This is a genomic window from Dactylosporangium sp. NPDC050588, from assembly GCF_040654975.1.
Lineage (GTDB): Bacteria > Actinomycetota > Actinomycetes > Mycobacteriales > Micromonosporaceae > Dactylosporangium > Dactylosporangium maewongense.
The window spans coordinates 22,754-46,297 of the sequence record NZ_JBFAJA010000101.1 but is presented as its reverse complement, the minus strand read 5'-3'; the positions used below and the strand labels follow the sequence as shown (position 1 = coordinate 46,297).

Annotated in this window: 18 protein-coding genes; 7 read left to right on the top strand and 11 right to left on the bottom strand. The window is 72.0% G+C overall.

Going from position 1 to position 23,544, the window contains the following annotated elements; genetic code table 11:
- The 7 genes from AB0I21_RS48355 to AB0I21_RS48325 form a co-directional block, all read right to left on the bottom strand.
- Positions 1 to 203: polysaccharide deacetylase family protein (locus AB0I21_RS48355; RefSeq protein ID WP_360571383.1), on the bottom strand; the 203-nt coding region annotated here is incomplete at its 3' end.
- Positions 204 to 247: 44 nt separating this feature from the next.
- Positions 248 to 1,246, bottom strand: coding sequence for an LD-carboxypeptidase (locus tag AB0I21_RS48350; RefSeq protein WP_360571381.1), 999 nt, complete (start codon positions 1,244 to 1,246; stop codon positions 248 to 250).
- Positions 1,247 to 1,310: 64 nt separating this feature from the next.
- Positions 1,311 to 2,975, bottom strand: a complete 1,665-nt coding sequence (atzF, locus tag AB0I21_RS48345) for an allophanate hydrolase (RefSeq protein WP_360571379.1) — start codon at positions 2,973 to 2,975, stop codon at positions 1,311 to 1,313.
- Complete coding sequence (locus AB0I21_RS48340; protein WP_360571377.1) at positions 2,972 to 6,466, bottom strand: 5-oxoprolinase/urea amidolyase family protein; 3,495 nt, start codon at positions 6,464 to 6,466, stop codon at positions 2,972 to 2,974. The genes atzF and AB0I21_RS48340 overlap by 4 nt, the downstream gene beginning before the upstream one ends.
- 5 nt (positions 6,467 to 6,471) lie before the next feature.
- Positions 6,472 to 7,110: an urea amidolyase associated protein UAAP2 gene (locus tag AB0I21_RS48335; RefSeq protein WP_344513820.1), complete on the bottom strand. Its 639-nt coding sequence runs from the start codon at positions 7,108 to 7,110 to the stop codon at positions 6,472 to 6,474.
- On the bottom strand, positions 7,107 to 7,904 hold the full coding sequence (locus AB0I21_RS48330; RefSeq protein ID WP_360571375.1) for an urea amidolyase associated protein UAAP1: 798 nt from the start codon (positions 7,902 to 7,904) through the stop codon (positions 7,107 to 7,109). Before AB0I21_RS48330 ends, AB0I21_RS48335 begins: the two co-directional genes overlap by 4 nt.
- Positions 7,901 to 9,478: an amino acid permease gene (locus tag AB0I21_RS48325; protein WP_360571373.1), complete on the bottom strand. Its 1,578-nt coding sequence runs from the start codon at positions 9,476 to 9,478 to the stop codon at positions 7,901 to 7,903. The genes AB0I21_RS48330 and AB0I21_RS48325 overlap by 4 nt, the downstream gene beginning before the upstream one ends.
- Before the next feature lie 190 nt (positions 9,479 to 9,668).
- On the opposite strand from AB0I21_RS48325, the gene AB0I21_RS48320 reads away from it, so the two are divergent.
- Entirely contained in the window at positions 9,669 to 10,280 is a 612-nt protein-coding gene (locus AB0I21_RS48320; protein WP_360571371.1) for a helix-turn-helix domain-containing protein, read from the top strand.
- A gap of 154 nt (positions 10,281 to 10,434) precedes the next feature.
- On the opposite strand, the gene AB0I21_RS48315 is transcribed toward AB0I21_RS48320, so the two are convergent.
- Positions 10,435 to 10,992: a MarR family winged helix-turn-helix transcriptional regulator gene (locus tag AB0I21_RS48315; RefSeq protein WP_360571369.1), complete on the bottom strand. Its 558-nt coding sequence runs from the start codon at positions 10,990 to 10,992 to the stop codon at positions 10,435 to 10,437.
- 119 nt (positions 10,993 to 11,111) lie between these two features.
- On the opposite strand from AB0I21_RS48315, the gene AB0I21_RS48310 reads away from it, so the two are divergent.
- Entirely contained in the window at positions 11,112 to 12,362 is a 1,251-nt protein-coding gene (locus tag AB0I21_RS48310; RefSeq protein ID WP_360571367.1) for an amidohydrolase family protein, read from the top strand.
- A 414-nt stretch (positions 12,363 to 12,776) separates the two neighbouring features.
- On the opposite strand, the gene AB0I21_RS48305 is transcribed toward AB0I21_RS48310, so the two are convergent.
- Complete coding sequence (locus AB0I21_RS48305; RefSeq protein ID WP_360571365.1) at positions 12,777 to 13,355, bottom strand: TetR/AcrR family transcriptional regulator; 579 nt, start codon at positions 13,353 to 13,355, stop codon at positions 12,777 to 12,779.
- 90 nt (positions 13,356 to 13,445) lie between these two features.
- Between AB0I21_RS48305 and AB0I21_RS48300 the strand changes: the two genes are divergently transcribed.
- Positions 13,446 to 13,892 carry a DUF1772 domain-containing protein gene (locus tag AB0I21_RS48300; protein WP_360571363.1) on the top strand — a complete coding sequence of 149 codons (447 nt, stop codon included), beginning with the start codon at positions 13,446 to 13,448 and terminating at the stop codon, positions 13,890 to 13,892.
- A 63-nt stretch (positions 13,893 to 13,955) separates the two neighbouring features.
- Here the strand turns inward: AB0I21_RS48300 and AB0I21_RS48295 are convergent, their stop codons facing one another.
- Together AB0I21_RS48295 and AB0I21_RS48290 are read right to left on the bottom strand one after the other, a co-directional pair.
- Complete coding sequence (locus tag AB0I21_RS48295) at positions 13,956 to 15,386, bottom strand: SGNH/GDSL hydrolase family protein (RefSeq protein WP_360571361.1); 1,431 nt, start codon at positions 15,384 to 15,386, stop codon at positions 13,956 to 13,958.
- Positions 15,383 to 15,865, bottom strand: a complete 483-nt coding sequence (locus AB0I21_RS48290; protein ID WP_360571359.1) for a hypothetical protein — start codon at positions 15,863 to 15,865, stop codon at positions 15,383 to 15,385. Before AB0I21_RS48290 ends, AB0I21_RS48295 begins: the two co-directional genes overlap by 4 nt.
- Positions 15,866 to 16,388: 523 nt before the next feature.
- Here AB0I21_RS48290 and AB0I21_RS48285 point away from each other — a divergent pair.
- Genes AB0I21_RS48285 through AB0I21_RS48270 form a run of 4 tightly spaced genes read left to right on the top strand, consistent with a single transcriptional unit; the run spans position 16,389 to position 23,526 of the window.
- Positions 16,389 to 17,654 carry an extracellular solute-binding protein gene (locus AB0I21_RS48285; protein ID WP_360571358.1) on the top strand — a complete coding sequence of 422 codons (1,266 nt, stop codon included), beginning with the start codon at positions 16,389 to 16,391 and terminating at the stop codon, positions 17,652 to 17,654.
- An 18-nt stretch (positions 17,655 to 17,672) separates the two neighbouring features.
- Positions 17,673 to 18,653 (top strand): sugar ABC transporter permease, encoded by a 981-nt coding sequence (locus AB0I21_RS48280; RefSeq protein WP_360571356.1) that lies wholly within the window; start codon positions 17,673 to 17,675, stop codon positions 18,651 to 18,653.
- A complete protein-coding gene (locus AB0I21_RS48275) occupies positions 18,650 to 19,543 on the top strand; it encodes a carbohydrate ABC transporter permease (protein WP_360571354.1) in 894 nt (297 codons plus the stop codon). Before AB0I21_RS48280 ends, AB0I21_RS48275 begins: the two co-directional genes overlap by 4 nt.
- A complete protein-coding gene (locus tag AB0I21_RS48270; RefSeq protein ID WP_360571352.1) occupies positions 19,540 to 23,526 on the top strand; it encodes an NEW3 domain-containing protein in 3,987 nt (1,328 codons plus the stop codon). Before AB0I21_RS48275 ends, AB0I21_RS48270 begins: the two co-directional genes overlap by 4 nt.
- Positions 23,527 to 23,544: the final 18 nt, after the last annotated feature.

The following is a 23,544-nucleotide window of genomic DNA, read 5'->3' as shown; positions in this document are numbered from 1 at the left end:
TTGGTGAGCCGCCCGGCGGCCTGGACGATCGCGTCGACGCTGGCGTTGTTCCAGTCCTGCGAGTCGACGTCCCAGATGATCTGGGTCAGGCCGTAGCGCGACAGGACCGACTGCACGGTGGCGTTGGTCTCGCCGTACGGCGGCCGGAAGAGCTTCGGGGTGCCGCCGCCGGCGCCGGCGATGGCCTGCTGGGTGCGGGACACCTCCGAGTCGATCTGGGCCTGGCTCTGGGGACCGGGCCGTGCGCTCAGCCGCGTACCGCCGGCTCGAGCAGCGACAGTGTCCGCTGCCGCGCATCGAGAGCGACGCGGATGCCGACCGGCATCGGCAGGTTCGGGCCGGCGTGTCCGAACTCGACGTTGCCGAGCACCGGGATGTCACGGTCGCCGAGCACGTCGAGGACGATCTCGGACAGTGTCGGGGACGCGTCGGGCGAGTCGAGTCCGGCGATCTCGCGCGGAACGCCCACGACCATGCCGGAGATCCGATCGAGGATGCCGCCGTGCCGCATCACCTGCAGGTAGCTCCACACGTACGACGCCTGGCCGCCCATCTCCTCCCAGAACAGCACGGCACCGTCGAACCGGTCGAGCGGCACCGCGAAGCGCGTCGCCTGTGCCAGCGCGATGCGGTTGATCACCCCACCGATCAGCGGGCCTTCGACACGCCCGGCGCGCCAGCACTCCCACGACGAACTCGCAGGCAGCGGACCGATCGCCGCGGTGTCGGTCAGCAACCTCGAGTACAGCTGCTCGAGCTCCGCCCGGCGCGTCGCCGGCGCCGTCTGCCAGTTGCCGCCCAAGCCGGGCACGGCCATGTCGGCATGGAACCCGACCAGGCCCGTGCGCGCGTACAGCACCAGATGCAGCAACGAGATGTCGCTGTAGCCGAGGATCGGCTTCGGATCGGCCCCGATCGCCTCGATGTCGATCAGGTCGAGGTAGCCGAACGCCGTCTGGCCGCCGTCACTCGCGATGATCGCACGCACCTCAGGATCACGGAGAAGGCCGTTGAGCTCCGCGGCGATCTCCGCCGGCGGCGCCGCGCTCCACCACCGGTGCCGCCCTGCTTCCAGCAGCGGGGCCCGGCGCACGCGGAACCCCATCCGCTCGAGCACGACCTCCGCCTGCGCGACGTTGCGCTCGTACGCCGCGGGCAGCGGCCCGGACAGCGAAGCGATGACGACGAGGTCGCCGGCTTTCAGCGCGCGAGGCCGGAGCGGCTGAGGTGATGCGGAGCCGGTCACCGACGCAGTATCCGCACCCGCACCACGACACGCGACACGTTTCCAACAGACCGGTGAGGCGTGTTCATCGTAGGGACGCCCGGTAGGCGCGCCAGCCGCCGTGGGCGGTGATGTCGGGGGCGTCGGCGACGGCGACGGCTTCGCACAGGAAACCGGTGACGGTCGAGCCGTCGTCGAGGTGTACCTTCCCCAGCGCCATGGGGGAGGGCAGCGCGGCCAGGAACGGGCCGACCGCGGCGGGCGGCAGTTCCCAGAGTTCGCCTTCGACGGCGGCGCCGCCGTCGGGGACGCGGACCAGGCCCGGTTTCGGCGGTTCGGTGGTCAGGCAGTGCAGCCGGTACCGCGGTGCGGTGCGGACCTGGCGGAGCAGGCGGCCACCCGCCTCGGTGAGCTGGTGGTTGAGCGGCTGCCCGGTCAGGTGCGCGCCGACCACCATCATCGGCAGCCCCCGTCGGTGCGCGCCCGTCGGAGCCTCGCCGGCCAGCAGCGCGGCGATGTCAGCGGCGACGGCGTCGGCGAAGCCGCGGGCGACGACCTGGACGCCGAAGTTGGTGCCGCCGGCCTCGCCGGCGGGCACGGCGACGGCGCTGAGGCCGAACAGGTTGCAGAAGTTGGTGTAGGTGCCGACGGTGGCGTTGACTCCGATCGGGTCGGCGGTGACCTCGGCGATCGTCGGGTGGATAGGGCTGGTCGGCAGCAGGAGCGCGTCCGCGTCGCCCCAAACGGTCATCGCCTCGCGGCGCAGGTGTGCGAGCCGTTCGGTGTCGGCGACGAGGACGTGGGCGGGGATGTCGCGGGCGGCGCCGATGATGGCCCGGACGGTCGGGTCGATGTCGTCGGGGTGCCCGTCGATGAAGGCGCCGACGGCGGCGTACCGTTCGGCGACGAACCCGCCGTTGTAGAGCAGTTTCGCAGCGGCGAGGAACGGCGCGAGCCGGATCGGCCGCAGCCGGGCGCCGTGGGTCTCCAGGGTTTTGGTGGCCTGTTCGAACGCGTCGAGCCACTCCGGTGACAGGCCGGTCAGGTCGTCGCGGTCCGGCACGGCGACGATCGGGTGCGGCGGCGCCGCGAGCGGTGCGTCCGCGGGGAGGACCGGGTCGCTCATGAGGGCGATGGCGTGCGTTCCCTCGGCGACGGTACGGGCGAAGACGGTGACGCAGTCGAAGCTGCGGCAGGCCGGCACGACCCCGTCGGTGGGGACGAGTCCCGGTGTCGGCTTGACGCCGACGATGCCCTGGAACGCGGCGGGCACGCGGCCGGAGCCGGCGGTGTCGGTGCCGACGGCCAGGTCGGCGATGCCGAGCGCGACGGCCACGGCGGAGCCGGAGCTCGACCCGCCGGAGACGCGGGCCGGGTCGCGGACGTCGCGGACCGCGCCGTACGGGCTGCGGGTGCCGACCAGGCCGGTGGCGAACTGGTCGAGGTTGGTCTTGCCGAGGATCAGCGCACCGGCGTCGACGAGGCGCTGCACGGCAGGGGCGCTGCATTCGGGCTGGTAGGCGTAGGCCGGGCAGCCCGCCGTGGTCGGCAGGCCCGCGACGTCGACGTTGTCCTTGACCGCGACGAGGCGCCCGGCCAGCGGCAGGTGCTCGCCGGCGGCGAGCCGGGCTTCCACGACAGCGGCGTCGGCGAGCACGTCGCGTTCGGGGCGCAGCGTGATCCACGCTTCGGGGCGTTCGCCGAGGGCGAGGCGGGCGTAGGCGGCGCGGACGCGGTCGGTCGGGTTCATGCGAGCACCACCAGTGGGCTGCCCGGAGCGACCTGGGCTCCGGGGGTGACGAGGATGTCGGTGACGGTGCCGTCCCGCGGCGCGGTGACGACGCTCTCCAGTTTCATCGCTTCCAGGGCGAGCAGCGACTGCCCGGCGGTGACCCGGTCGCCGGGGCGCACGTCGACGCGCCACACGCTGGCGACGAACGGCGCTTCCACGAGCGCGCCGCCGTCGGGCACGGACACCGCGCCGGCGGCGGGCGGCGCCGGCGGTTCGGGGCGGGGGTCGAACTCGCCCGCCGCCGCCCACGCGTCGCGTTCGGCACTGAACGCGGCGGCCTGCGTCGCCCGGAAGGCGGCGATCGAGGCGGCGTTGTCGGCCAGGAACGCCTCGTGCTCGGCGAGACGGAAGGTGCCGTCGTCGATGCGCAGCCGGTGCCGCCCGGCGGCGACGTCGGCGCGCAGGTCGAGCAGTTCCTCGGCGCCGACCGGGTACCACTGGATGCGGTCGAAGTGGCGCAGCAGCCAAGGGTCGCCGGCCTCCCGTCGCCAGCGGGACCAGACCTGCACGGTACGGCCGACGAACTGGTAGCCGCCCGGGCCTTCCATGCCGTAGATGCACAGGTAGGCGCCGCCGATGCCGACGGCGTTCTCCGGGGTCCAGGTCCGGGCCGGGTTGTACTTCGTGGTGACGAGCCGGTGCCGCGGGTCGAGCGGGGTCGCGACCGGTGCGCCGAGGTACACGTCGCCGAGGCCGAGGACGAGGTAGCTGGCGTCGTAGACGGTGCGGTGGACGTCGTCGACGGACGCCAGGCCGTTGACCCGGCGGATGAACTCGATGTTCCACGGGCACCACGGGGCGTCGTCGCGGACACCGTTGATGTAGCGGGCGATGGCCTCGCGGGTGGCCGGGTCGTCCCAGGACAGCGGCAGGTGCACGGTCCGGCTGGGCACGGCCAGGTCGCGGGTGGCGGGCAGGTCGGCCTGCAGCGCGCGGACCAGGCCGAGGAGCCTGCGCACCGGCAGCCGGGCGGGGTCGGCGTGGACCTGCAGCGAGCGGATGCCGGAGGTGAGGTCGACGACGCCGTCGAGACCCTCGGCGCGCAGCCGGTCCATCAGGGCGTGGGCGCGTAGCCGCAGGCCGAGGTCGAGGGTCATCGGGCCGTACTCGATGAGCAGGTTGTCGTCGCCGGACCGCCGATAGGTGACGTCGTCGTCGCGGGCCAGGATGCCGTCGTCGACGGGTCGCACCAGCGGTGTGAAGTCGAGGTCGGACACGGGCACGAACCGCACGGTGTCGCCGGGGGCGAGCTGGCCGAGCTTCCACCGCTCGGCGGTGACGACGGTGGCCGGGCAGACGAACCCGCCGAGGCTGGGGCCGTCCGGGCCGAGCAGGATCGGCACGTCGCCGGTGAAGTCGACGGCGCCGACCGAGTACGGGGTGTCGTGGATGTTCGACGGGTGCAGCCCCGCCTCGCCGCCGTCGGTGCGCGCCCACCGCGGCTTCGGGCCGACCAGCCGGACGCCGGTGCGCGCGGAGTTGAAGTGCACCTGCCACTGCGCGGCGTAGAACGCGTCGATGTCCTCGCGGGTGAAGAACTCGGGGGCCGCGTGCGGCCCTTCGGTCACCTTGATCTGCCAGTCGCGGCGGATCACCGGTCGCTGCGCCACCGGGACGGCGGTCGCGGTCCCGCCGACCGGCGGTGCGGTGCGCAGGACGTCGCCGAGGCGCAGGGTCCGGCCGCCGTGCCCGCCGAACTGCCCGAGCGTGAACGTCGCCGCGCTGCCCAGGTACCGCGGGACGGCGAGCCCGCCGGCGAACAGCACGTAGGCCCGCAGCCCGCCCTCGGTCGCCCGGCCCACGTCGAGGACCGAGCCGGCGGGTACCCGTACCGGCTCCCACCGGGGCACCGGGACGCCGTCGACGGTGACGGGCATCGCGGCGCCGGTGACGCAGATCGTGGTGTCGGCGGTGCACCGCAGCGCAGGCCCGTCGACGGTGCACTCCAGCCCGGGGGCGCCCTCGGGGTTGCCGAGTGCCGTGTTGCCGAGCCGGAACGACAGGTCGTCCATCGGCCCCGACGGTGGCACGCCGACCTCCCACAGCCCGGTGCGCCCGGGCCAGTCCTGCACGGCCGTCAGCGTGCCGGCCCGTTCCACGACGATGCGCGGCTCCGTGTCGTGCACGCCGGCGAGGGTCGCGGTCGAGTGCCGGGCGGCGAGCACGTCGCCGTTGCCGGCCGCCGCCCGCAGCAGGCCGAGGTTCGTCTCGATGCCGTCGACGCGGGTGGCGGCCAGGGCGTCGCGGAGGTTGGCGAACGCCTCGTCGCGGGTCGCCCCGGTCACGATGACCTTGGCAAGCATCGGGTCGTACGCCGTGCTCACCTCGGTGCCGGCCTCGACCCAGCCGTCGACCCGCACGCCCGCCGGGAACGCGACGTCGGTGACGAGGCCGGCGCTGGGCTGGTGCTCCCGCGTGGGGTCCTCGGCGTAGACGCGGGCCTCGACGGCGGCGCCGGCACCGTCCCGGCGCGGGGTGTCCAGGACGTCGTCGTCGCCCTGGGCCAGGCGCAGCATCCACTCGACCAGGTCGACGCCGAGGACCTCCTCGGTGACCGGGTGCTCGACCTGCAGGCGCGCGTTGACCTCGAGGAAGGACGCCTGTTCGCGTTCGGCGTCGTAGACGAACTCGACGGTGCCCGCCGACCGGTAGCTCACCGACGCGCACAGCGCCGCCGCCGAGGTGTGCAGCCGCTCGCGGACCGCGCCGGACAGGCCGGGCGCCGGCGCCTCCTCGATCACCTTCTGGTTGCGGCGTTGCAGGCTGCAGTCGCGGTCGCCGAGCGCGACGACGCGGCCGCGGCCGTCGCCGAAGACCTGCACCTCGACGTGGCGGGCGCGCTGCACGAAGCGTTCCAGGAAGACGCCGCCGCTGCCGAAGCTGGCCAGGGCGAGGCGTTCCACCCGGTCGAATGCGGCGGTGAGCTCGGCCGGCGTGTGGCACGCCTGCATGCCGATGCCGCCACCGCCGCCGGTCGCCTTGACCATCACCGGGTAGCCGATCCGGTCGGCGGCGGCGAGGGCCTCGTCGAGACCGCTCAGCAGGCCGGTGCCCTCGATCATCGGTACGCCGGCCGCGCCGGCCAGCTCGCGTGCGGTGTGCTTGGCGCCGAACGCGGTGAGCTGGGCGGGTGTCGGCCCGACGAAGGCGAGCCCGGCGGCCTCCACGGCGGTGGCGAAGGCCGCGTCCTCGGAGAGGAACCCGTAGCCGGGGTGCACCGCACCGGCGCCGCTGGACAGCGCCGCGTCGAGCACGCGGTCCACCAGCAGGTAGCTCTGCCGGGCCGGGGCCGGGCCGAGCCGCACCGCCTGGTCGGCCAGCCGTACATGTGGAGCGCCGCGGTCCGGGTCGGAGAAGACCGCGACCGTCTTGAGGCCGAGCCGGGCGGCGGTGCGGATGATGCGGCAGGCGATCTCGCCGCGGTTGGCGACCAGAAGCGTGTCGAACACGTCGGCTACTCCTCGGTGACGATCATGCGGACCGGCGTCGGGTCGAAGCCGTTGCACGGGTTGTTGATCTGCGGGCAGTTCGACACCAGCACCAGCACGTCCATCTCGGCGCGCACCGCGACCCGCAGGCCGGGCGCGGAGATGCCGTCGACGATGCCGAGACTGCCGTCCGGGTCGACCGGCACGTTCATGTACCAGTTGATGTTGCTGACCAGGTCCCGCTTGCCGAGCCCCCACCGGGCGCCCTCGATGAGGAAGTTCTCCACGCAGGCGTGCTGGTGCTTGGTGTGCTGCCCGTAGCGCAGGGTGTTCGACTCCCGGCTGCAGGCGCCGCCGACGGTGTCGTGCCGGCCGACCTCGTCGCCGACGACGGTCATCAGCGCCCGGCCCTCGTTGGAGCGCAGCACGCTCCCGGTGGTCAGGAAGATGCCGCCCTGCGCGGCGATCGTGTCCGGCGCCGAATAGCGTTCGGCCGTGTCGCCGGCGTTGTAGAGCAGGCAGTCGACGGCCTGGTTGCCGTGCAGGTCCACGATGGTCAGGACCTGGCCGCGGCGCACGACCGCCGACCAGGGCGCGCGCGCCGCGACGGTCTCGTCCAGCACGATCCGGCCGGCGGCCGGCGCCGGTGCCGCGGTGACGGTCATGCGATCCCCCGGGCGGTCAGGTAGTCCGCGGTGTTGAGCAGCGCGCGCTCGCCCTCCGGCGACCGCGACCACAGCGCGTCCGTGGGCGCGGTGGGTGCGCCGGGCCGGGCCTGCACGCGGACGGGCGTGCAGGTGTACGCCTCCCGTGGGTCGAGCGGGTGCGGCACGTTGGCCAGCAGCACGATCAGCGGCAGCTCCGCCCGCAGCTCGACCGTCGCCCCGGGCCCGGCCGACCCGAGCCAGGTGAACGCGCCGTCGTCGCCGACGCGCACCCCCTGGAAGAACGAGATGCTCGGCGGCAGGTCCCGGCGGGTCAGGCCGTGCTTGGCGGCGGCCAGGACGAACAGCTCCCGCCCGGCCGGTGTCGCGGTGTGCGGCGCGCCGCCGCCGTACCTGCCGGTGTTGCTCGCGAGCGTCGAGGTGCCGCAGAAGGTGTCCGAACGGTCCGGGGCGCCGGCCGTCACCGAGGCCAGGACCCGCCCCTGGTCGGACAGCAGCAGGTGCCCTTCGCCGACGTACGCCTGCCACAGGACCTTGACCGTGTCGGCGACGTTGAGGCGCTCCCACGGCTCGTCGGCGTTGAACAGCAGCACCGACACGCAGGCGTCGCCGTGCAGGTCGGTCAGCCGCAGCGTGGTGCCGCGGGCGAGCCGCTTGCTGGCGTAGCCACCACCCGGGACGGTCTCGTCCCAGCTGAGGCCCTCACCGGCCGGGACGGTGGGCATGCACTCCACGACGGTGCCGCCCTGCGCGCGGGCGTGGGCCCGCGCGCCGGCAGTGGTCGCGGTGCTCATGCGGTCTCTCCCGCGGCGAGCGGCGCGGGGAACGCCGGCTGCGGGCTCAGGGCGCCGGCCCGGGCGCGATGGCGCAGGAACGCGGCGGCACCGGCGAGCAGGGCGGCGCCGACGAACAGCAGCGGGAAGTAGTGCAGGTACCAGTGGGCGCCCGCAGGGTCGTACACCTCCTGCCGGGGCCAGCCGAGGTTGAGGATCATGCCGATGCCGTACACGACGGCGAGGGCGTTGACGACGATGCCGAACTTCCCGAGGGAGAACAGCTTGCCGCCGCGCTCCGTGGCGGCGGCCTCCTCGCTGGCCGGCCAGCCCTTGCTGCGCCGGATCAGCAGCGGGATCGTCACCAGGGCGTAGGCGATGTACAGCATGACGATGCAGACGCTGGTCAGGGCGGTGAACAGGGCGGCCTGGCCGATGTTGACCAGCAGGACCGCGGCCGCGCCGACACCGACGACGATCGCCGGCCACGCCGGGGTCCCGGTGCGCGGGTTGACCTTGCTGAGCGCGCCGGAGAACGGCAGGACGCCGTCACGCGCCATCGAGAAGATCATCCGGCTGCCGGCGGTCTGGATCGCGAGGGTGCAGACCGCGACCGCGATCGCCACGTCGATCAGCAGGATCCGTCCGCCGGTCTCACCGAGGCGGCTCGTCAGCACGTACGGCAGGCCCTCGGTGGCCAGCCGGCCGTCGGTCAGGCTCGGCGCGGACATGAGCGCGACGAGCAGCATCAGGCCACCGCCGATGCCGGAGGCGGCGAGCGCCCGCAGGATCGTGCGTGGCGCGATGTGCCGCGGGTCGCGGGTCTCCTCGCTGAGCTCGCCGGCACTGTCGAAGCCGACCACCACGTACGCCGCCATCAGCGCCGACACCAGGAACGGCCCGACGTAGGACAGGCCGCTGCCCATCCCGCCGGTGTCGAAGACCACGCCCGGCCCGCGCTCGATGTTGAACAGCAGCAGGATCACGACGGCGGCCACGCCGATGATCTCCAGGGTCACGCCGGCGCTGTTGACGATCGCCATGAGCCGCACGCCGATGACGTTCACCAGCGTGGTCAACGCGATCAGGATCGAGCCGAGGACGACGGCGTTGGTGGCGCCGCTGGTCGAGGTGAGCGCGGGGTCGCCGCCGACGAGCTGGAATCCGGACCAGATCTGGGGGAGCACGACCTGCAGGGCGATCGCGGCTGCGGCGACCGTCACGATCTGCGCGACGATCATGACCCATCCGGCGAACCAGCCGACCGTGGCGTTCGACAGCCGCCGCGACCACTGGTAGATGCAGCCGGAGAGCGGATAGCGGGCGGCGAGCTCGGCGAAGTTGAGCGCGACCATGAACTGGCCGGCGAAGACCAGCGGCCAGGTCCAGAAGAAGGCCGGCCCGCCGAAGGAGAACCCGAAGGCGAAGAGCTGGAAGACCGTCGTGAGGATCGAGACGAACGAGAACCCGGCGGCGAACGACGCGTAGCTGCCGATGCTGCGGCGCAGCTCGGGCCGGTAGCCGAAACCACGGAGATCCGCGGCGTCGGCCCGATCGCTCGCCGGTGGTGTCGCCAGGGTGGGGGTAGTGGACAAGACCGCCTCCTCGACGCAGGCGGCAGCGGGTCTGGGGGTCCCGCCGCCCGAATACCTGTCGAGTGACAGATTTCTCGACGTGAGATCGACAGGCGTTTCTCCGTCGTAAACGTTCGATTGCCGGACGTCTCGGCGCGGTTACGTCCCGCTCACATCGCCCCGGACCCCGGTTGCGTGCGACGATGCGAGCGTGAGCTCCGCACCTTCCGTCGGCCGTCCCCGCTCCGGAGCCCGGCGCCTGCCGGCCGGCACCGCCCGCGAGGAGATCCTCGACGCCGCGGCCGAGCTCTTCTCCGAACGTGGGTACGCCGCCACCTCGACCCGCATGATCGCCGAGATGGTCGGGGTGCGGCAGGCGTCGCTGTACTACCACTTCAGCACCAAGGAACAGATCCTCGCCGAGCTGCTCGAATCGACCGTCCGCCCGTCGCTCACCTACGCCGAGCAGCTCGCCCAGCAGGCGCTGAGCCCCGCCGACGCCCTGCGGGCGCTCGTCCGGTACGACGTCGGGATCCTGCTCGGCGCGCGATGGAACGTCGGCATCCTGTATGCCCTGCCGGAGATCGCGACCGAGCCGTTCACCCGGTTCCGCGCCGAACGCGAGCAGCTCAGGGCCGCGTACCGCCGCCTGGTCGCCGCCGTCGCGGGCACCTCCACGGTGGACGTGACCGGCGACCTGGTCTTCGGCATGGTGGAGAGCGTCATCGGCATGCGCCGCGACCTGCCGGCGCTGCCACCGCCCGACCAGCTTCAGCAGTCGGTGGCCGAGGCGGCCCTTCGCCTCGCCGCCTGCCCGCGTTGACCGCACGCAATACTGTCCGCCCATGGGGATGGAGCTGGCGACGCTGCCGGGGATGCTGGGGTGGGCGTCGGTCTTCGCGGTCGTGGCCGTGGGCGCCGCCGCGGCGGTGGCCATCGGCGCGGAGTGACCGGGACGGTCTTTCTGGCTCGCCGCGTCATCGGTCGGCGGGGTCGGTCCTCGCCGCCGTGCGCTTCGTGCGGGCGCCTTCGTCGGAGTGGCTGGGTTCGTCGCTGCCGGGCGGGATGGGGAGGCGGGACGTCGCTTCGGCGTACTTGATGAGCAGACGGGCGAACTCCAGCTGTTCGGCTTTCGGCCAGTCTCGGGTGATGTACTCGAACGCCTGCCGGTGCTGGTGGCGGAAGTGGTCGAGCAGCGCGTTGCCCTCGTCGGTCAGCTGCACGATGGTGCGTCTGCCGTCTCGTTGTGAGGCCGCGCGGACGAGGTAGCCGTGGGTGATGCAGTCGCTGGCCATGCGGCTGGCCACGGACGGGTCGACCATGAGGTGGTCGGCGAGGCCGCCGACGGTCATCTCCCGGCCGGCGAGCTGCGCTTCCTCGACGAGGTTGAGGACCAGGTTGCGGGTGAGGTCCTTGCGGCCGCTCGGCGGGTCGACCGGGGCCTGCATGGTGCGTCGCCGCATCCTGGCGAATGCCCCGCCCACCGCATCCAGCAGGTCCTGTTCTCGCTGTTCGAGCGCGCTCTTCCTGGTCACGGGCATAGCCTACGCGAGGCAGTGCCGGTGAGCACATACGTGCACTGTTGCACATAGTTGCGCGATCGCATTAATCTTCGGTGCAGCACGTTGGAACAGTCCAGGAGACGAGGTACGGCATGGTCACCGCCATCACGAACGCACGGGTGTTCGACGGGGAGAAGGTGCTCGAATCGGCAACGGTCGTCATCGACGGCAGCCGGATCGCCGCGGTCGGCGGGGAACCGCCGGCCGCGGCGGAGATCATCGACGCGGCCGGGGCGACGCTGCTGCCGGGCCTGATCGACGCGCACACCCACAGCTCCGACGACGCTCTCGCGCTGGCGCTGCGGTTCGGCGTCACGACCGAGCTCGAGATGCAGGGCATGAACACGCGGCCCAACCGGTCACACATCACCGGCAACGACGCTCTCGCGGACGTGCGCTCCGCGGGCTTCGGCATCACCCCGCCCGGCGGTCACCCCAGCGAACTGTTCCCGGACGACTTCGAATTCGACCCCAGGCCGGGCAGCGACGACCAGCACGGTGGACACGACGGACCGATGCCGCTGATGCCGTTCGCCACCACGCCGGAGGAAGCGGTCCGCTTCATTCCTCAGCTGATCGCGGCCGGCTCGGACTACCTCAAGTTCATGGTCGACGACGGCTCCGTGGAAGGCCACCCCGGACTGCCGATGCTGGACCAGGCGACCCTCGACGCCGGCGTGGCCGAGGCGCGCCGGCACGGCATGCTCACCCTCGCCCACACGCTCACGGTCGACGCGACCCGGATGGCGGTCGACGCCGGCATCCACGGCCTCGCCCACCTGTTCATGGACCGGCCGCACACCGACGACATCGTCGAACGGATCGCCGTCGCCGGCGTGTTCGTCGTCCCGTGCGTCGTGCTGGACGCGTCCATGATGGGCGTCACCGCATCAGCGCTGGCCGGCGATCCCCGCGCCGCCGCCCGCCTCGGCGAGACCTGGACGGACCTGCTCCGCGGCAGCTACAACCGGTTCCCGCAGGGCAAACTGGAGGACGTGCTGCACTCGGTCAAGGCGCTGCACGACGCCGGCGTCGACATCCTCGTCGGCACCGACGCCGCCCCGTTCCCGCTGCCCTTCATGGCCGGAGTGGCGCACGGCGCCAGCGTCCACCACGAGCTGCAGTACCTGGTCCAGGCCGGCCTCACGCCGATCGAAGCGCTCCGCGCGGCGACATCCACACCCGCCCGCCGCTTCGGACTCGACGACCGCGGCCGCATCGCCGCCGGCCTGCGCGCGGACCTGCTCCTCGTCGACGGCGACCCCACCACCCGGATCGGTGACACGCTGAACCTGCGCACGGTCTGGCGGCGCGGCACCCCCACCCAGCTCGCGATCGGCTGAACAAAGGCCACGCACCGAGGAGAATGCGGTGTGCCCGGCCGGGGATCCTGGCGATCGCCCCGGAGCGGGCCTGGCCGCCGTGCGACTATGCCGCGGCGGGCAGCCGGTGTTCGGGTCCGGCGGTCCTGGCGGTGGCGGACACGACAAGGCGGGCGTGTTCCGCGGTAACGCACGGCGCCGGCCAGCCGCAGCTGTTGCAGAGGCCGCCCGGCGCTGCCTCGTGGCGGGCCAGGACTTCAGCCGCGGTCGTTGCCAGGACGCTGCCGGCGGGGACGATGAAGGTCACGGAGCGGTCGGTACCCCGCCCGCCGGGCCGTGAACCAGGTCCAGCTGTGGTGTTCGCCACGATCATCGGGCCGCGACCCGCCGGTTTGCGGTCGTCGGCTGTTGCCGCGTGCCGACGCGGACGGTGTGTCAGGCGATGGCGAGCCGGTCCACCAGCAGCCGCACCCTCACCTCGGCGTGCTCGGGTAGCAGGCGGCCCGCGCGGGTCAGGGTCGCCAGGCCGTGCAGGGAGGCCCAGAACACCTCGGTGAACAGCCCCGGGTCGACGCCGTCCCCGGCGACCTCGCTCAGGCTCTCCATCAGCGCGGCGAAGGCGTCCTTCAGCGGCTCGGGGGTGTCCTCCTGCGCGTACGTCAGACCGCCGTCGAGCTGGAACAGGGCGTCGTAGACCGCGTGATGGTGCGCGGCGAAGTCGAGGTAGGCGCGGGCCAGGGCGGTGACCCGGGCGCGCGGGTCGTCCTCGGCGGAGGTCGCGGCCCGCATCGCCGCGGCCATCTCGGTGGCGCCTTGCAGGGCGACCGCGCCGATGATCTCCCGTTTGCCGCGGAAGTGGCTGTACAGCACGGGCTGGCTGTATTCGATGCGCTCGGCGAGCCGGCGGGTGGTGACCGCGTCCCAGCCCTGCTGCTCGGCGAGCTCGCGGGCGGTCGCCACGATGAGGCGCTCGCGGACCGCCTGCTCGCGCTGCTTGCGTTCCTGCGTCGACATGACCTGATCCTAGCACTGCTAGACAATCGAGCAGTGGCATTGCTAGCGTTGCTTCGTCAGCTAGCAGCGCTAGATTTCGGAGGGTCGGTCATGCTCAACGCACTCGCGGTCGCCACTGTCGTCATCGTCGGGCTGATGGTGGGGGTGGAGTTCTCCGTCGCCTTCATCATGAGCCGGATTCTGGACGCACTTCCCGGGGACGCCGGCCAGCTCGGCCACGCCCACGGCGGCCGGATGCTCGGCGCCCTGATGCCGTTCTGGTACATCGGCTCGGTCCTGCTCAGTGCCGTCTGGGCCGCGGCCCGGTGGCAGCACCACGGCGCCGGACTCGTCGTCACCGCCGCCGGCCTGCTGATCGTCAGCGTGGTCATGTCGATCCTGCTGCTCGTCCCGATCAACAACCGGAACAAGACCTGGACCCCCGAGAACCGGCCCGCCGACTGGAAGCAGCAGCTGCAGAAGTGGAACCGCTACCACTACCTCCGCGTCGCCGTCATCATCGCCGCCTTCACCCTGCTGGTCACCGCGCTCGCCTGATGCCACCGCCACCCCAGTCGCAAATCGCCGCCGGATCTTGCGCCCGGGGTGGTCCACGTGGAATCAGGGCAGGACGATGCGTGAGGCCTGGACGACGACGGTGCGGAAGCCGTACTCCGACTGGGTCAGATCGGCGATCTTGCCCTCGACGAGCATCGATCCGGTGGACGGGGTCACGTTCAGCTTCGGGTCGGGGTAGACCACGTCGACGAAGAGGAACTGTTGTGGAACGCCCTGGCAGCTCATGCGCATCTGGATGTACTGGGTGGTGCGTACCGGCGCGGTCGGCCATGCCACGACGCAGTGGGACCGGAAGGCGTCGCCCACGTTCCAGTGGCTGGTGCCGTCGCCGATCGGTGAGGCGGACGGGCGGGCCGCCGCCGCGGCGGTGTTGCTCGCCGGCGCGGATGGGGCCGGCGGCGGGTCGAGGGTGTACGCCACCCGACCGGCGACGTACTCCGCGGTGACCTGGTGGCCGATCTCGTTGGGATGGAAGGCGTGCATGACGCGCAGCGAACCGTCCCGGAATCCGACGCTCATGCCGTTGAGGTATTCGGTGCGGCCCGAGCACAGCTCGTGTGACTCGCCGTTCTGGTGGAACAGGTCGAAGCGCGACACGTAGTCGACGGTGCCGTTGGTGACTCGTCCCCGGGCCTGTTCCACGGCCTGGCGGAGGGCGTTGTCGAGGTATTCGGCCGCGCGCCCCAGCATCTGCGTGTCGGCGGCCTGCATCAGGTTGCAGCGACCGTTGCGCCAGGCACCCCATTCGTTGGCCGGGGCGAACAGGCGCGGGTAGCCGACCACGACGAGCGTGCCGCGCTTCGTGAGGGTCTGGTTGGCGACCTGGGCGTAGAACTCGGCCAGGCTGAGCTTTCCAGCGGTACCGAATCCGGTGCCGGGCTTGGTGAACGAGTCGCCGGCGAGCAGGGCGTCGATGCGTTTGCGAACGGTGTCGTACGTGACGTCGCACGGCGCGTCGCCGACCGGCTCCTTGAGCACGATGTCCGTCCACGTGTCGGCGAGCACCGGCGCGTCCAGGCAGCCCTGCAGGGTCGACGCGAAGTCGATGTCGTTGCCGCCGAAGGACATGGTGACGACGTCGAACCGTTTGCCGGCCGGCTGCTTGCGCAGCGCCTGCTCCCACTGCGGCCCGTGCCCGTTGTTCGAGCCGCCTCCGCCGCCGTAGAACTCGTGCAGGGTCGCGCCCGTGCAGGCGGTGAACGCGAGCGGCGTGACGGTCCAGCCGCGTTGCCCGCGGAGGATCTCGGCGCTCTTCGGTCCGTACGCGAGGGTCGACTGCGCACACGTGTCCGTGCCCGCGCCGGTGCCGGCGATGCCTTCGCCGGACGAGTAGGAGTCACCGGCGGCAAGCCACGACACGTTGCCCAACCCTGCCGGCGCGGCCCGCGCGGGCGTGGCGACGGCAACCGCGGCGGCGGCCAGCACCGCGACCGCGGCCGCCGCGAGCCGGCGGGGAGGGAGCCGGCGCGTCACCGGACGTTCTCGCGATCGAGGAGGCGCCGGAGCACGGTCGCCGAGAAGTGCGCCGACTCGGCCGGTTCCGCCAGCGGGCGACCGGATCCGCATGCGGCGAGGTAGTCACCGACCGCGGCGACGTGGTTGACGGCGGCGTCGCGGATGCCGGGATCCGGCACCTCGCCGGCTTTCGAGCCGAGGACGCGGGGCCCGCCGAGCCGGTCCAGACCGGCGGCGATGTCCGTGCAGGCGGCGCGGGTGTTCTTGTCCGGCAGGTCGGCCGTCGCCGTGAGCAGGTCGAGCAGCGGCTTGCCGTCGCCGGCGAAGTAGGCGCGGACCGCCCCGTCCGACGCGGTGGCCGGCGGGAGCGCGACGTGTGCCGGGTCGGGTGTGGTGTCGCGGAGCAGGAACCAGGCCGCCCCGGCCCCGAGCGCGAGAACACCGGCGGTCAGCGCCACGACACCCCACCGGAAACGACGCGGACGGACCCCGGCCATACAACTCCTACCGTCGGTGTCGGGAGCTCATGCTGAGCCTGACGGTCCCGCCCTGGTCCCACATCCCCGTTCCTGGCCGGCCGGACGGCCGTTCGAGAACTTCCTGACGGCCGAGTAGCCGCACGCAGTCCGCTGTTCGGGCGGTTCCTTGACGGTGTTCGAACTTGAATGCGCAATAGTTGTGAAGCGGACAAATCTAAAGTTTTCCTTAATTCGGTCTTTACAGGCGTAAAGCGAGCGGGCTAGGGTTTCCGGCAGTTGGTGCCGTTCCCGCGGAGTTCGCTGCGGCCGGCGTCAACCGCCGCCGCGAAGGCCGGGTGCACTGCGCTGTGACCGCATTGCACGAAGCCGTCGTCCTGCTAGCGCCTCCGCCGCGGCCTCGCGCCCGTGCCCGGGTCGACCGGGCCGGCGACGGCCCTCGGCCGATCCCGGATTCGATGACGCACTTGTCGTGTGGCGCTACCGCGCGCTGCGTTCCTCGCGTCCGATCCTGCCAGCAGTCCGAACACCTGAAGGAGATCCGATGCGTACCCGCAGGCCCGCAGCGTTGACCGCGCTGATGCTGGGCTGCTTGGCGCTCGTCGCCTCGGTCGGCGCGTGTGGTGCCGCCAAGCCGGGCCAGACGCAGCTCGTGGTCGAGATCTTCGGCGACATGGGCTACCGCGACCTGTACACCAAGTACGAGCAGAGCCATCCCGGCGTCAAGATCGTCGAGCACGTGGTCTCGTACGACGACCACCACAAGAACCTGCAGGCGCACCTGCTGGGCGGATCGGGCACCGGCGACATCGAGGCCATCGACGGCGGCTACATCTCGCAGTTCAAGGTCATGTCCGACAAGTTCGTCGACTTCCGCGACTACGGCGCCGACCCGGGCCAGTGGCTGGCGTGGAAGTCGCAGCAGGCGACCGGCCCCGACGGCAGCCTGATGGGGCTGGGGGCGGACGTCGGCGGCCTGGCGATGTGCTACCGCCGGGACCTGTTCGCGCAGGCCGGCCTGCCGACCGACCGCGACGAGGTGGCCGCGCTGTGGCCGGACTGGCAGTCGTACATCGCGACCGGCAAACGGTTCAAGGCCAACGCGCCCGACGGCGTCGCGTGGTTCGACTCCGGTTCCAACGTCTTCAACGCCATCATCAACCAGGCTCCGGTCGGCTACACCAACGCCGACAACGAGGTGGTGGTGTCGGACAATCCGGCCGTCAAGGAGGCGTTCGACCTCGCGGTCGAGGCCGTGCAGGCGGGCCAGTCGGCGAAGCTGGCGACGTTCAGCCAGCAGTGGAACGCCGGGTTCCAGCGGGGATCGTTCGCCACCGTGGCCTGCCCGGCGTGGATGACCGACACCATCAAGCAGAACGCGCCGCAGACCAGCGGCAAGTGGGACATCGCCAAGATCCCCGGCGGCAGCGGCAACTGGGGTGGCTCGTTCCTGACCGTGCCGAAGCAGAGCAAGCACCGGAAGGAGGCCGCCGAGCTCGCCAGGTTCCTGACCGCACCCGAGCAGGCGAGCTGGATCTTCCGCACCCAGGGCCACCTGCCCAGCCAGGCCGCGCTGTACGACGACCCCGCGGTGCTCGGCAACACCAACGCGTTCTTCAACGACGCGCCCACCGGCCGGATCTTCACCGAGTCGGCGAGCACCCTGCGGCCGCAGTACCAGGGCCCCAAGGACGGCGACATCGGCCCGCTGATCGGCCTCGGGATCAACCGGGTCGACAAGGGCAAGCAGCGACCCGAACAGTCGTGGCGCCAGGTCCTCAAGGACGTCGCGAATGCCACCGAGCCGTAGAAAGGAACGACGAGCCTGATGGCAGTGATCGCACCCCCACCGGTGCTGCCCGAGCGACCGGAGGCCGCGCCGCCGGAGAAGGTCGAGCGGTGGCCGAGCCTGCGCCGCAAGTTCGACGTGAGCGGCACCCCGTACCTCTACATCGCACCGTTCTTCGTGGTGTTCGCGGCGTTCGGGCTGTTCCCGCTGCTCTACACCGGCTGGATGGCCGTCACCCAGTGGAACCGGGACATCCCCGGCAGTGACGACACGTTCGTCGGGCTGGGCAACTTCGTGCGGCTCATCCATGACGACTTCTTCTGGAACGCGCTGCGCAACACCGCCGTGATCGGCCTGCTGGGCACCGTGCCGCAGCTGCTGCTCGCGATGTGGATCGCCCACCTGCTGCAACGCAAGATGCGAGGCCGCACCCTGCTGCGGATGGGGGTGCTGCTGCCCAACATCACCTCGGTGGCCGCTGTGGGCGTGATCTTCGCCCAGCTGTTCGGGCGGGACGTCGGCCTGATCAACTGGGTGCTCAGCCTGTTCGGCCTGGGCAAGGTCGACTGGCAGGCGGGCACCTGGCAGTCGTGGGTGGCGCTGGCGGTCATCCTGACCTGGCGCTGGACCGGCTACAACGCCCTGATCTACCTCGCCGCGTTGCAGGCCGTGTCGGACGACCTCTACGAGGCGGCTGACCTCGACGGCGCCGGCCAGTTCCGGAAGTTCCGGACCATCACCGTCCCGGCGCTGCGCCCGACCATCATCTTCAGCGTGATCATGTCGACCATCGGCACGATCCAGCTGTTCACCGAACCACTGATGTTCAACCCGGGCATGAGCCCGACCGGCGGCGACTCCCGCCAGTTCCAGACCCTCGCCATGTACGTGTACGAGCAGTTCTGGACCCATGGCAAGTACTCCTACGCCGCCACGGTCTCCTGGGCCATGTTCATGATCATCGTGCTGGCGGTCGGCGTGAACTACCTGCTGTCCCGACGTATTCGGAGCTCCTCATGACGACCCTGATCCCGGTTTCCCGTGCCATGACCGGCGGCCGCCGGGTCCGCGGGCGGACCGCGGCGCCGGCCCAGCGCCGCGCCGGAAAGAGGACCTACCTGCTGCTGGGGCTCATCGCCGCGGTGTCGGCGTTTCCCCTGTACTGGTCGGTGGTCGCGGCATCCAACGACAACTCCGTGGCGGGGGCCTGGCCACCCCGGCTGCTGCCCGGCAGCCACCTGTGGGAGAACCTGCAGCGGGCGTACACCCAGGCGAACTTCAGCCTCGCGTTGCTCAACTCGATCATCGTCGCGACCGTGGTCACGGTCTGCGTCGTGCTCACCAGCACGCTGGCCGGTTTCGCGTTCGCGAAGCTCAAGTTCCGCGGCCGCAACGCCCTGCTCGGGTTCCTGCTCGTGACGATGATGGTGCCGGTCCAGCTGGGCATCATCCCGCTGTACATCATGATGTCGCAGTGGCTGGGCTGGACCGGGCACCTGCAGGCGGTCATCGTCCCGGCGGCCACCTCCGCGTTCGGCGTCTTCCTGATGCGCCAGTACCTCTCCGACGCGCTGCCCGACGCGCTGCTGGAGGCCGGCCGGATGGACGGATGCTCGACGCACCGGCTGTACTGGCACGTCGTGCTGCCGGCGGCGCGGCCCGTCGCCGCGGTGCTCGCGCTGTTCACCTTCATGAACGCCTGGAACGACTTCTTCTGGCCGCTGCTGGCCCTGGGCCAGAGCAACCCGACCGCCCAGGTCGCACTGTCCACACTGGCCGGTGGCTACTACATGGACTACTCGCTCGTGCTCGCCGGAACCCTGATCAGCACGGCGCCCGTGCTGCTGGTGTTCCTCTTCCTCGGCAAGCAGATCATCGGCGGGATCATGCAGGGTGCGGTGAAGGCGTGACCTGGACGGTCTGGCTCATCCCGCACTTCCACTACGACCCGGTGTGGTGGAACACCCAGTCCGCGTACACCCAGACGTGGGACGAACCGCAGGATCAACAGGCCGACGACGAGGGCCAGGCGCGCTACGCCTGGCCCGGGCACAGCGCGTTCAGCCTCGTCAAGGCGCACCTGGCGAAGATCCAGGAGGATCCGCGGTACAGCGTGATCCTCGCCGAGGTCGACTACCTCAAGCCGTACTGGGACACCTATCCCGAGGACCGGGAGCTCATCCGGCGACTGATCGCCGCCGGCCGCCTGGAGCTGGTCGGCGGCACCTACAACGAACCCAACACCAACCTCACCGGCATCGAGACGACGATCCGCAACGCCGTGCACGGCACCGGGTTCCAGCGGCACGTCGTCGGGGGAGTCCCGGCCACCGCGTGGCAGCTGGACGTCTTCGGCCACGATCCGCAGTTCGCGCAGGTGATGGCCGGCGCGGGGCTGACCTCGATCGCGTTCGCCCGCGGCCCCTACCACCAGTGGGGGCCGATGCTGACCAGCTGGAACATCCGCGAGCATCGCAAGCCGTTCGCGCCGGTCCAGTTCCCCACCGAGTTCGAATGGGTGTCGCCCGGCGGGGACGGCCTGCTCACCCACTACATGGCCGGGCACTACTCGGCCGGCTTCAGCCTCGACGCCGCCCAGGACCCGCAGACCGCGGCGGGGGAGCTGCACGAGCTGTTCACCCAGCTGAGCCCGGCCGCCGCGACCCGCAACGTCATGATCCCGCTCGGCAGCGACTTCAGCCCTCCCATGCGCTGGGTCACCGACCTGCACGCCGCCTGGGAGCAGCGATTCCCGCAGGTGCGGCTGCGGTACGGCCTGCCGCGCGACTTCTTCGCCGCCGTGCGGGACGAGCTCGCCGCGAGCGGCGTGCACGCCACGCCACAGACCCGCGACATGAACCCGATCTACACCGGCAAGGACGTCACCGCGATCGACACCAAGCAGGCCCACCGCCTGGTGGAGACGCTCCTGCTGGACGCCGAGAAGTGGGCCACGTTCGCCGCGCTGCACGGCGCCGCCTACCCCGCCGCGGCCGTCGACAAGGCGTGGCGGCTGCTGCTGTTCGGCGCGCACCACGACGCGGTCACCGGCACCCAGTCCGACCAGGTCTACCTCGACCTGGTCGCCGGCTGGCGCGAGGCGCACGACCTGGCCGCCGACGTGGACCGGTCCGCCCGCCGGCACCTGACCCGGCACGTCGACACCCGCGGGGAGGGCGCGGCCGTCGTCGTGTTCAACCCCCTCGCGCACCCCCGGACGGACACCGTCGGCCTGGAGATCGACCTCGACCCGGCCGCGGGCGTCACGCTCACCGACGACGGCGGGGTCCCGGTCCCGTACCTCACCGAGGCCCTCACGCCCGCCGCCGACGGCCGGCCGGGCCGTGCGCTGCTGCGGTGGGTCGCCCGCGACGTGCCGTCGATGGGCTACCGCACCTACCGCCTGCTGCCCGGCGGCGCGCGGCCGTCGGCGTCCACGTGGCACGTCGTAGACGCGACCGGCATCGCCAACGACCGCTACCGGGTCCGTGCGGATCCCGCGCGGGGCGGCGCACTGACCGAGATCACCGACCTCGCCGCCGGCCGGGACCTCCTCCCGCCGGGCCGGGTCGGCAACGAGCTCGTCTGCGTCGCCGAGCACCGCGACCACCCCGAGTTCGGCGAAGGCCCGTGGCACCTGCTCCCGCACGCCGTCGCCTGGCGCAGCACGGACACCGCGGCGACCGTCACCGTCGAACGCTGCCCGATCGGCGAGCGCATCACGGCCACCGCGGACGTCGACGGATGCCGCTACACGCAGCAGAGCACCCTGTGGCACGGCATCGACCGCATCGACTTCGCCACCGACATCGACGGGTTCGCCGCCACCGACCGGCTCCTGCGGGTGCGCGTGCCCTGCGACGTCCCCGGCGGCATGCCCGTCAGCGAGACCGCCGCCGCCGTCATCGGCCGCGGCTACGCCCTGCTCGACGCCGACGCGGCGGAGCACCCCCGGACCCTGGACAACACCGCGCACCAGTGGTTCGGCCTCGGCGCGGCGTTGACTGTACGTCTGCACGCTCCACAGGGCCGCTCCGAGCGCTCGCGTGCGGTGTCCATCGCCGAGCTCGTCGTCCCCGACGGCGACGAAGGCCGGCCCTCGACCCGGCGGCTCGCCGTCGCGCTGGCCCGGGCCGGTGTCACCGCCACCGTCACGAACGCGACGGGCAACCGGTACGGCGCGCTGGACACCGACTCCAACCTCCCCGACTGCCGCGTCGCGGTCGGCACCCCGCAGCGCAACGGGTTCGTCGCCGAACTCCTCGACCGGGCGCCGGCGCCGTACGCCGCCGAACTGGCCACGCAGCTCGCGGCCACCGGCACGGCCCGCCTCTGGATCCCGGCAGAGCGGCCGCTGCGCGAGGTCTGGCAGCCGGGCGCCGACGTGCGCTCGATCCGGGACCTGCCCGTCCTGCTGATCGCCGGCACCGACGCGGACGCCGAGCGGCAGGCCCTCACCGAGCTCCTCGACGACCTCGGCGACGCGAACGTCGACGTCACGCAGCCGTCCGGCCTGCACCACAACGAGGCAGCCGTCGAGGACTACGCCGTCGCGCTGCTCAACCGCGGCACCCCCGGCTTCGCGGTCGAGCCCGACGGCACGCTGAACATGTCGCTGACCCGCGCGAGCACGGGCTGGCCCACCGGAACCGCGATCAACTTCCCGGACCTCAACGCGCCGGGCGGGCGCAGCTTCCAGCACCTCACCAGCCGGCGCTTCGAGTACCACCTGGTGAGCGGTGCCGGCGGATGGCGTGCCGCCGGGTTCGTCGCCGCCGGCGAGTCCGTCAACCATCCGCTCGCCGCGACCGCCGCACCGGCCGGCGACGGGGCGCTGCCGGCCACCGGATCCCTGTTGAGCGTCGAGCCCGCCGGGGACTTCGTCGTCACCACGGTCAAGCCGCTGGGGGAGCCGCTCGCCACCGGCTCCACGGTGCCCGCCGACGCGTGCGACAGCCTGATCGTCCGCGGCTACGAGCCACACGGCCGCTCCGGCAGCGTCGCGATCCGCCTCGCCGCCGGTATCGCCTCGGCCGCGACCGCCGACCTGCTCGACCGCCCCGGCGCGTCCGTCGAGCACGACGGCCGGCAGCTGCGGCTGGACGTCGAGGGGTACCGGATCACGTCGCTGGCCCTGTCACCGGCTCGCGCCGAACGGGGCGGGACGGCGCTCGCGGCGGCCACCGAACCGGTGCAGCCCGTGTTCACCCGCTACTGGCTGCACAACTGCGGCCCCGCCCCCATGGGGAACCTGCCGGTCACGCTCACCCTCCGGCCGGACGACCGGTCAGGGGACGGCGTGCGGCTGTGCGCGCAGATCGTCTGCGACGACACCGACGCCGGCTACGACGGCGAGCTGCTCGTCGAGGCGCCGGAGGGGTGGACCGCCACCCCCCGGTCGAGGTCCGTGACCGTCGCCGCGGATGGCCACGTCAGCGTGCCGGTCACCGTCACGGCACCCGACGGCGCCGAACCCGGCTGGTATGCGGTCGCGGCGAGCATCACCCACCAGGGCCAGCAGCTCCAGGACACCCTCGTCGTGCCCGTGGGACGGCCCGCGCCGGGACCGTTGCTGCACGCGCGCGCCGACGTCACGGAGCTCACCCTGGCCCCGGGAGCACGCGGTCACGTCCGTGTGCGGGTGAGCCATGACCTGCGTACGCCGCTGCGGGGACACGCCCAGCTCATCACCCCGCACTACATCTGGCCGCTGACGGACGAGCCGATCCAGGGCTTCACCGTCGCGCCCGGGTCCACACTGAGCGTCGAGTTCCCGGTCACCGTCCCGGTCGGGACGCCACCCGGGGAGTTCTGGGCCCAGCCCAAGCTCAGCGCCTACGGCCGGATCGCCTACAGCGAACCCGTCCGCATCGTCGTCCGCGCCGCCCCCTGATCCGGGCGGTCAGCGGTC

What these genes read in the sequence shown, in the direction of transcription:
- AB0I21_RS48275 (WP_360571354.1), top strand. Translation starts at nt 18,650, where the DNA reads ATGACGACCCTGATCCCGGTTTCCCGTGCCATGACCGGCGGCCGCCGG.
- AB0I21_RS48280 (WP_360571356.1), top strand. Translation starts at nt 17,673, where the DNA reads ATGGCAGTGATCGCACCCCCACCGGTGCTGCCCGAGCGACCGGAGGCC.
- AB0I21_RS48290 (WP_360571359.1), bottom strand. Translation starts at nt 15,865, where the DNA reads ATGGCCGGGGTCCGTCCGCGTCGTTTCCGGTGGGGTGTCGTGGCGCTG.
- atzF (WP_360571379.1), bottom strand. Translation starts at nt 2,975, where the DNA reads ATGAACCCGACCGACCGCGTCCGCGCCGCCTACGCCCGCCTCGCCCTC.
- AB0I21_RS48310 (WP_360571367.1), top strand. Translation starts at nt 11,112, where the DNA reads ATGGTCACCGCCATCACGAACGCACGGGTGTTCGACGGGGAGAAGGTG.
- AB0I21_RS48285 (WP_360571358.1), top strand. Translation starts at nt 16,389, where the DNA reads ATGCGTACCCGCAGGCCCGCAGCGTTGACCGCGCTGATGCTGGGCTGC.
- AB0I21_RS48335 (WP_344513820.1), bottom strand. Translation starts at nt 7,110, where the DNA reads ATGACCGTCACCGCGGCACCGGCGCCGGCCGCCGGCCGGATCGTGCTG.
- AB0I21_RS48305 (WP_360571365.1), bottom strand. Translation starts at nt 13,355, where the DNA reads ATGTCGACGCAGGAACGCAAGCAGCGCGAGCAGGCGGTCCGCGAGCGC.
- AB0I21_RS48300 (WP_360571363.1), top strand. Translation starts at nt 13,446, where the DNA reads ATGCTCAACGCACTCGCGGTCGCCACTGTCGTCATCGTCGGGCTGATG.
- AB0I21_RS48330 (WP_360571375.1), bottom strand. Translation starts at nt 7,904, where the DNA reads ATGAGCACCGCGACCACTGCCGGCGCGCGGGCCCACGCCCGCGCGCAG.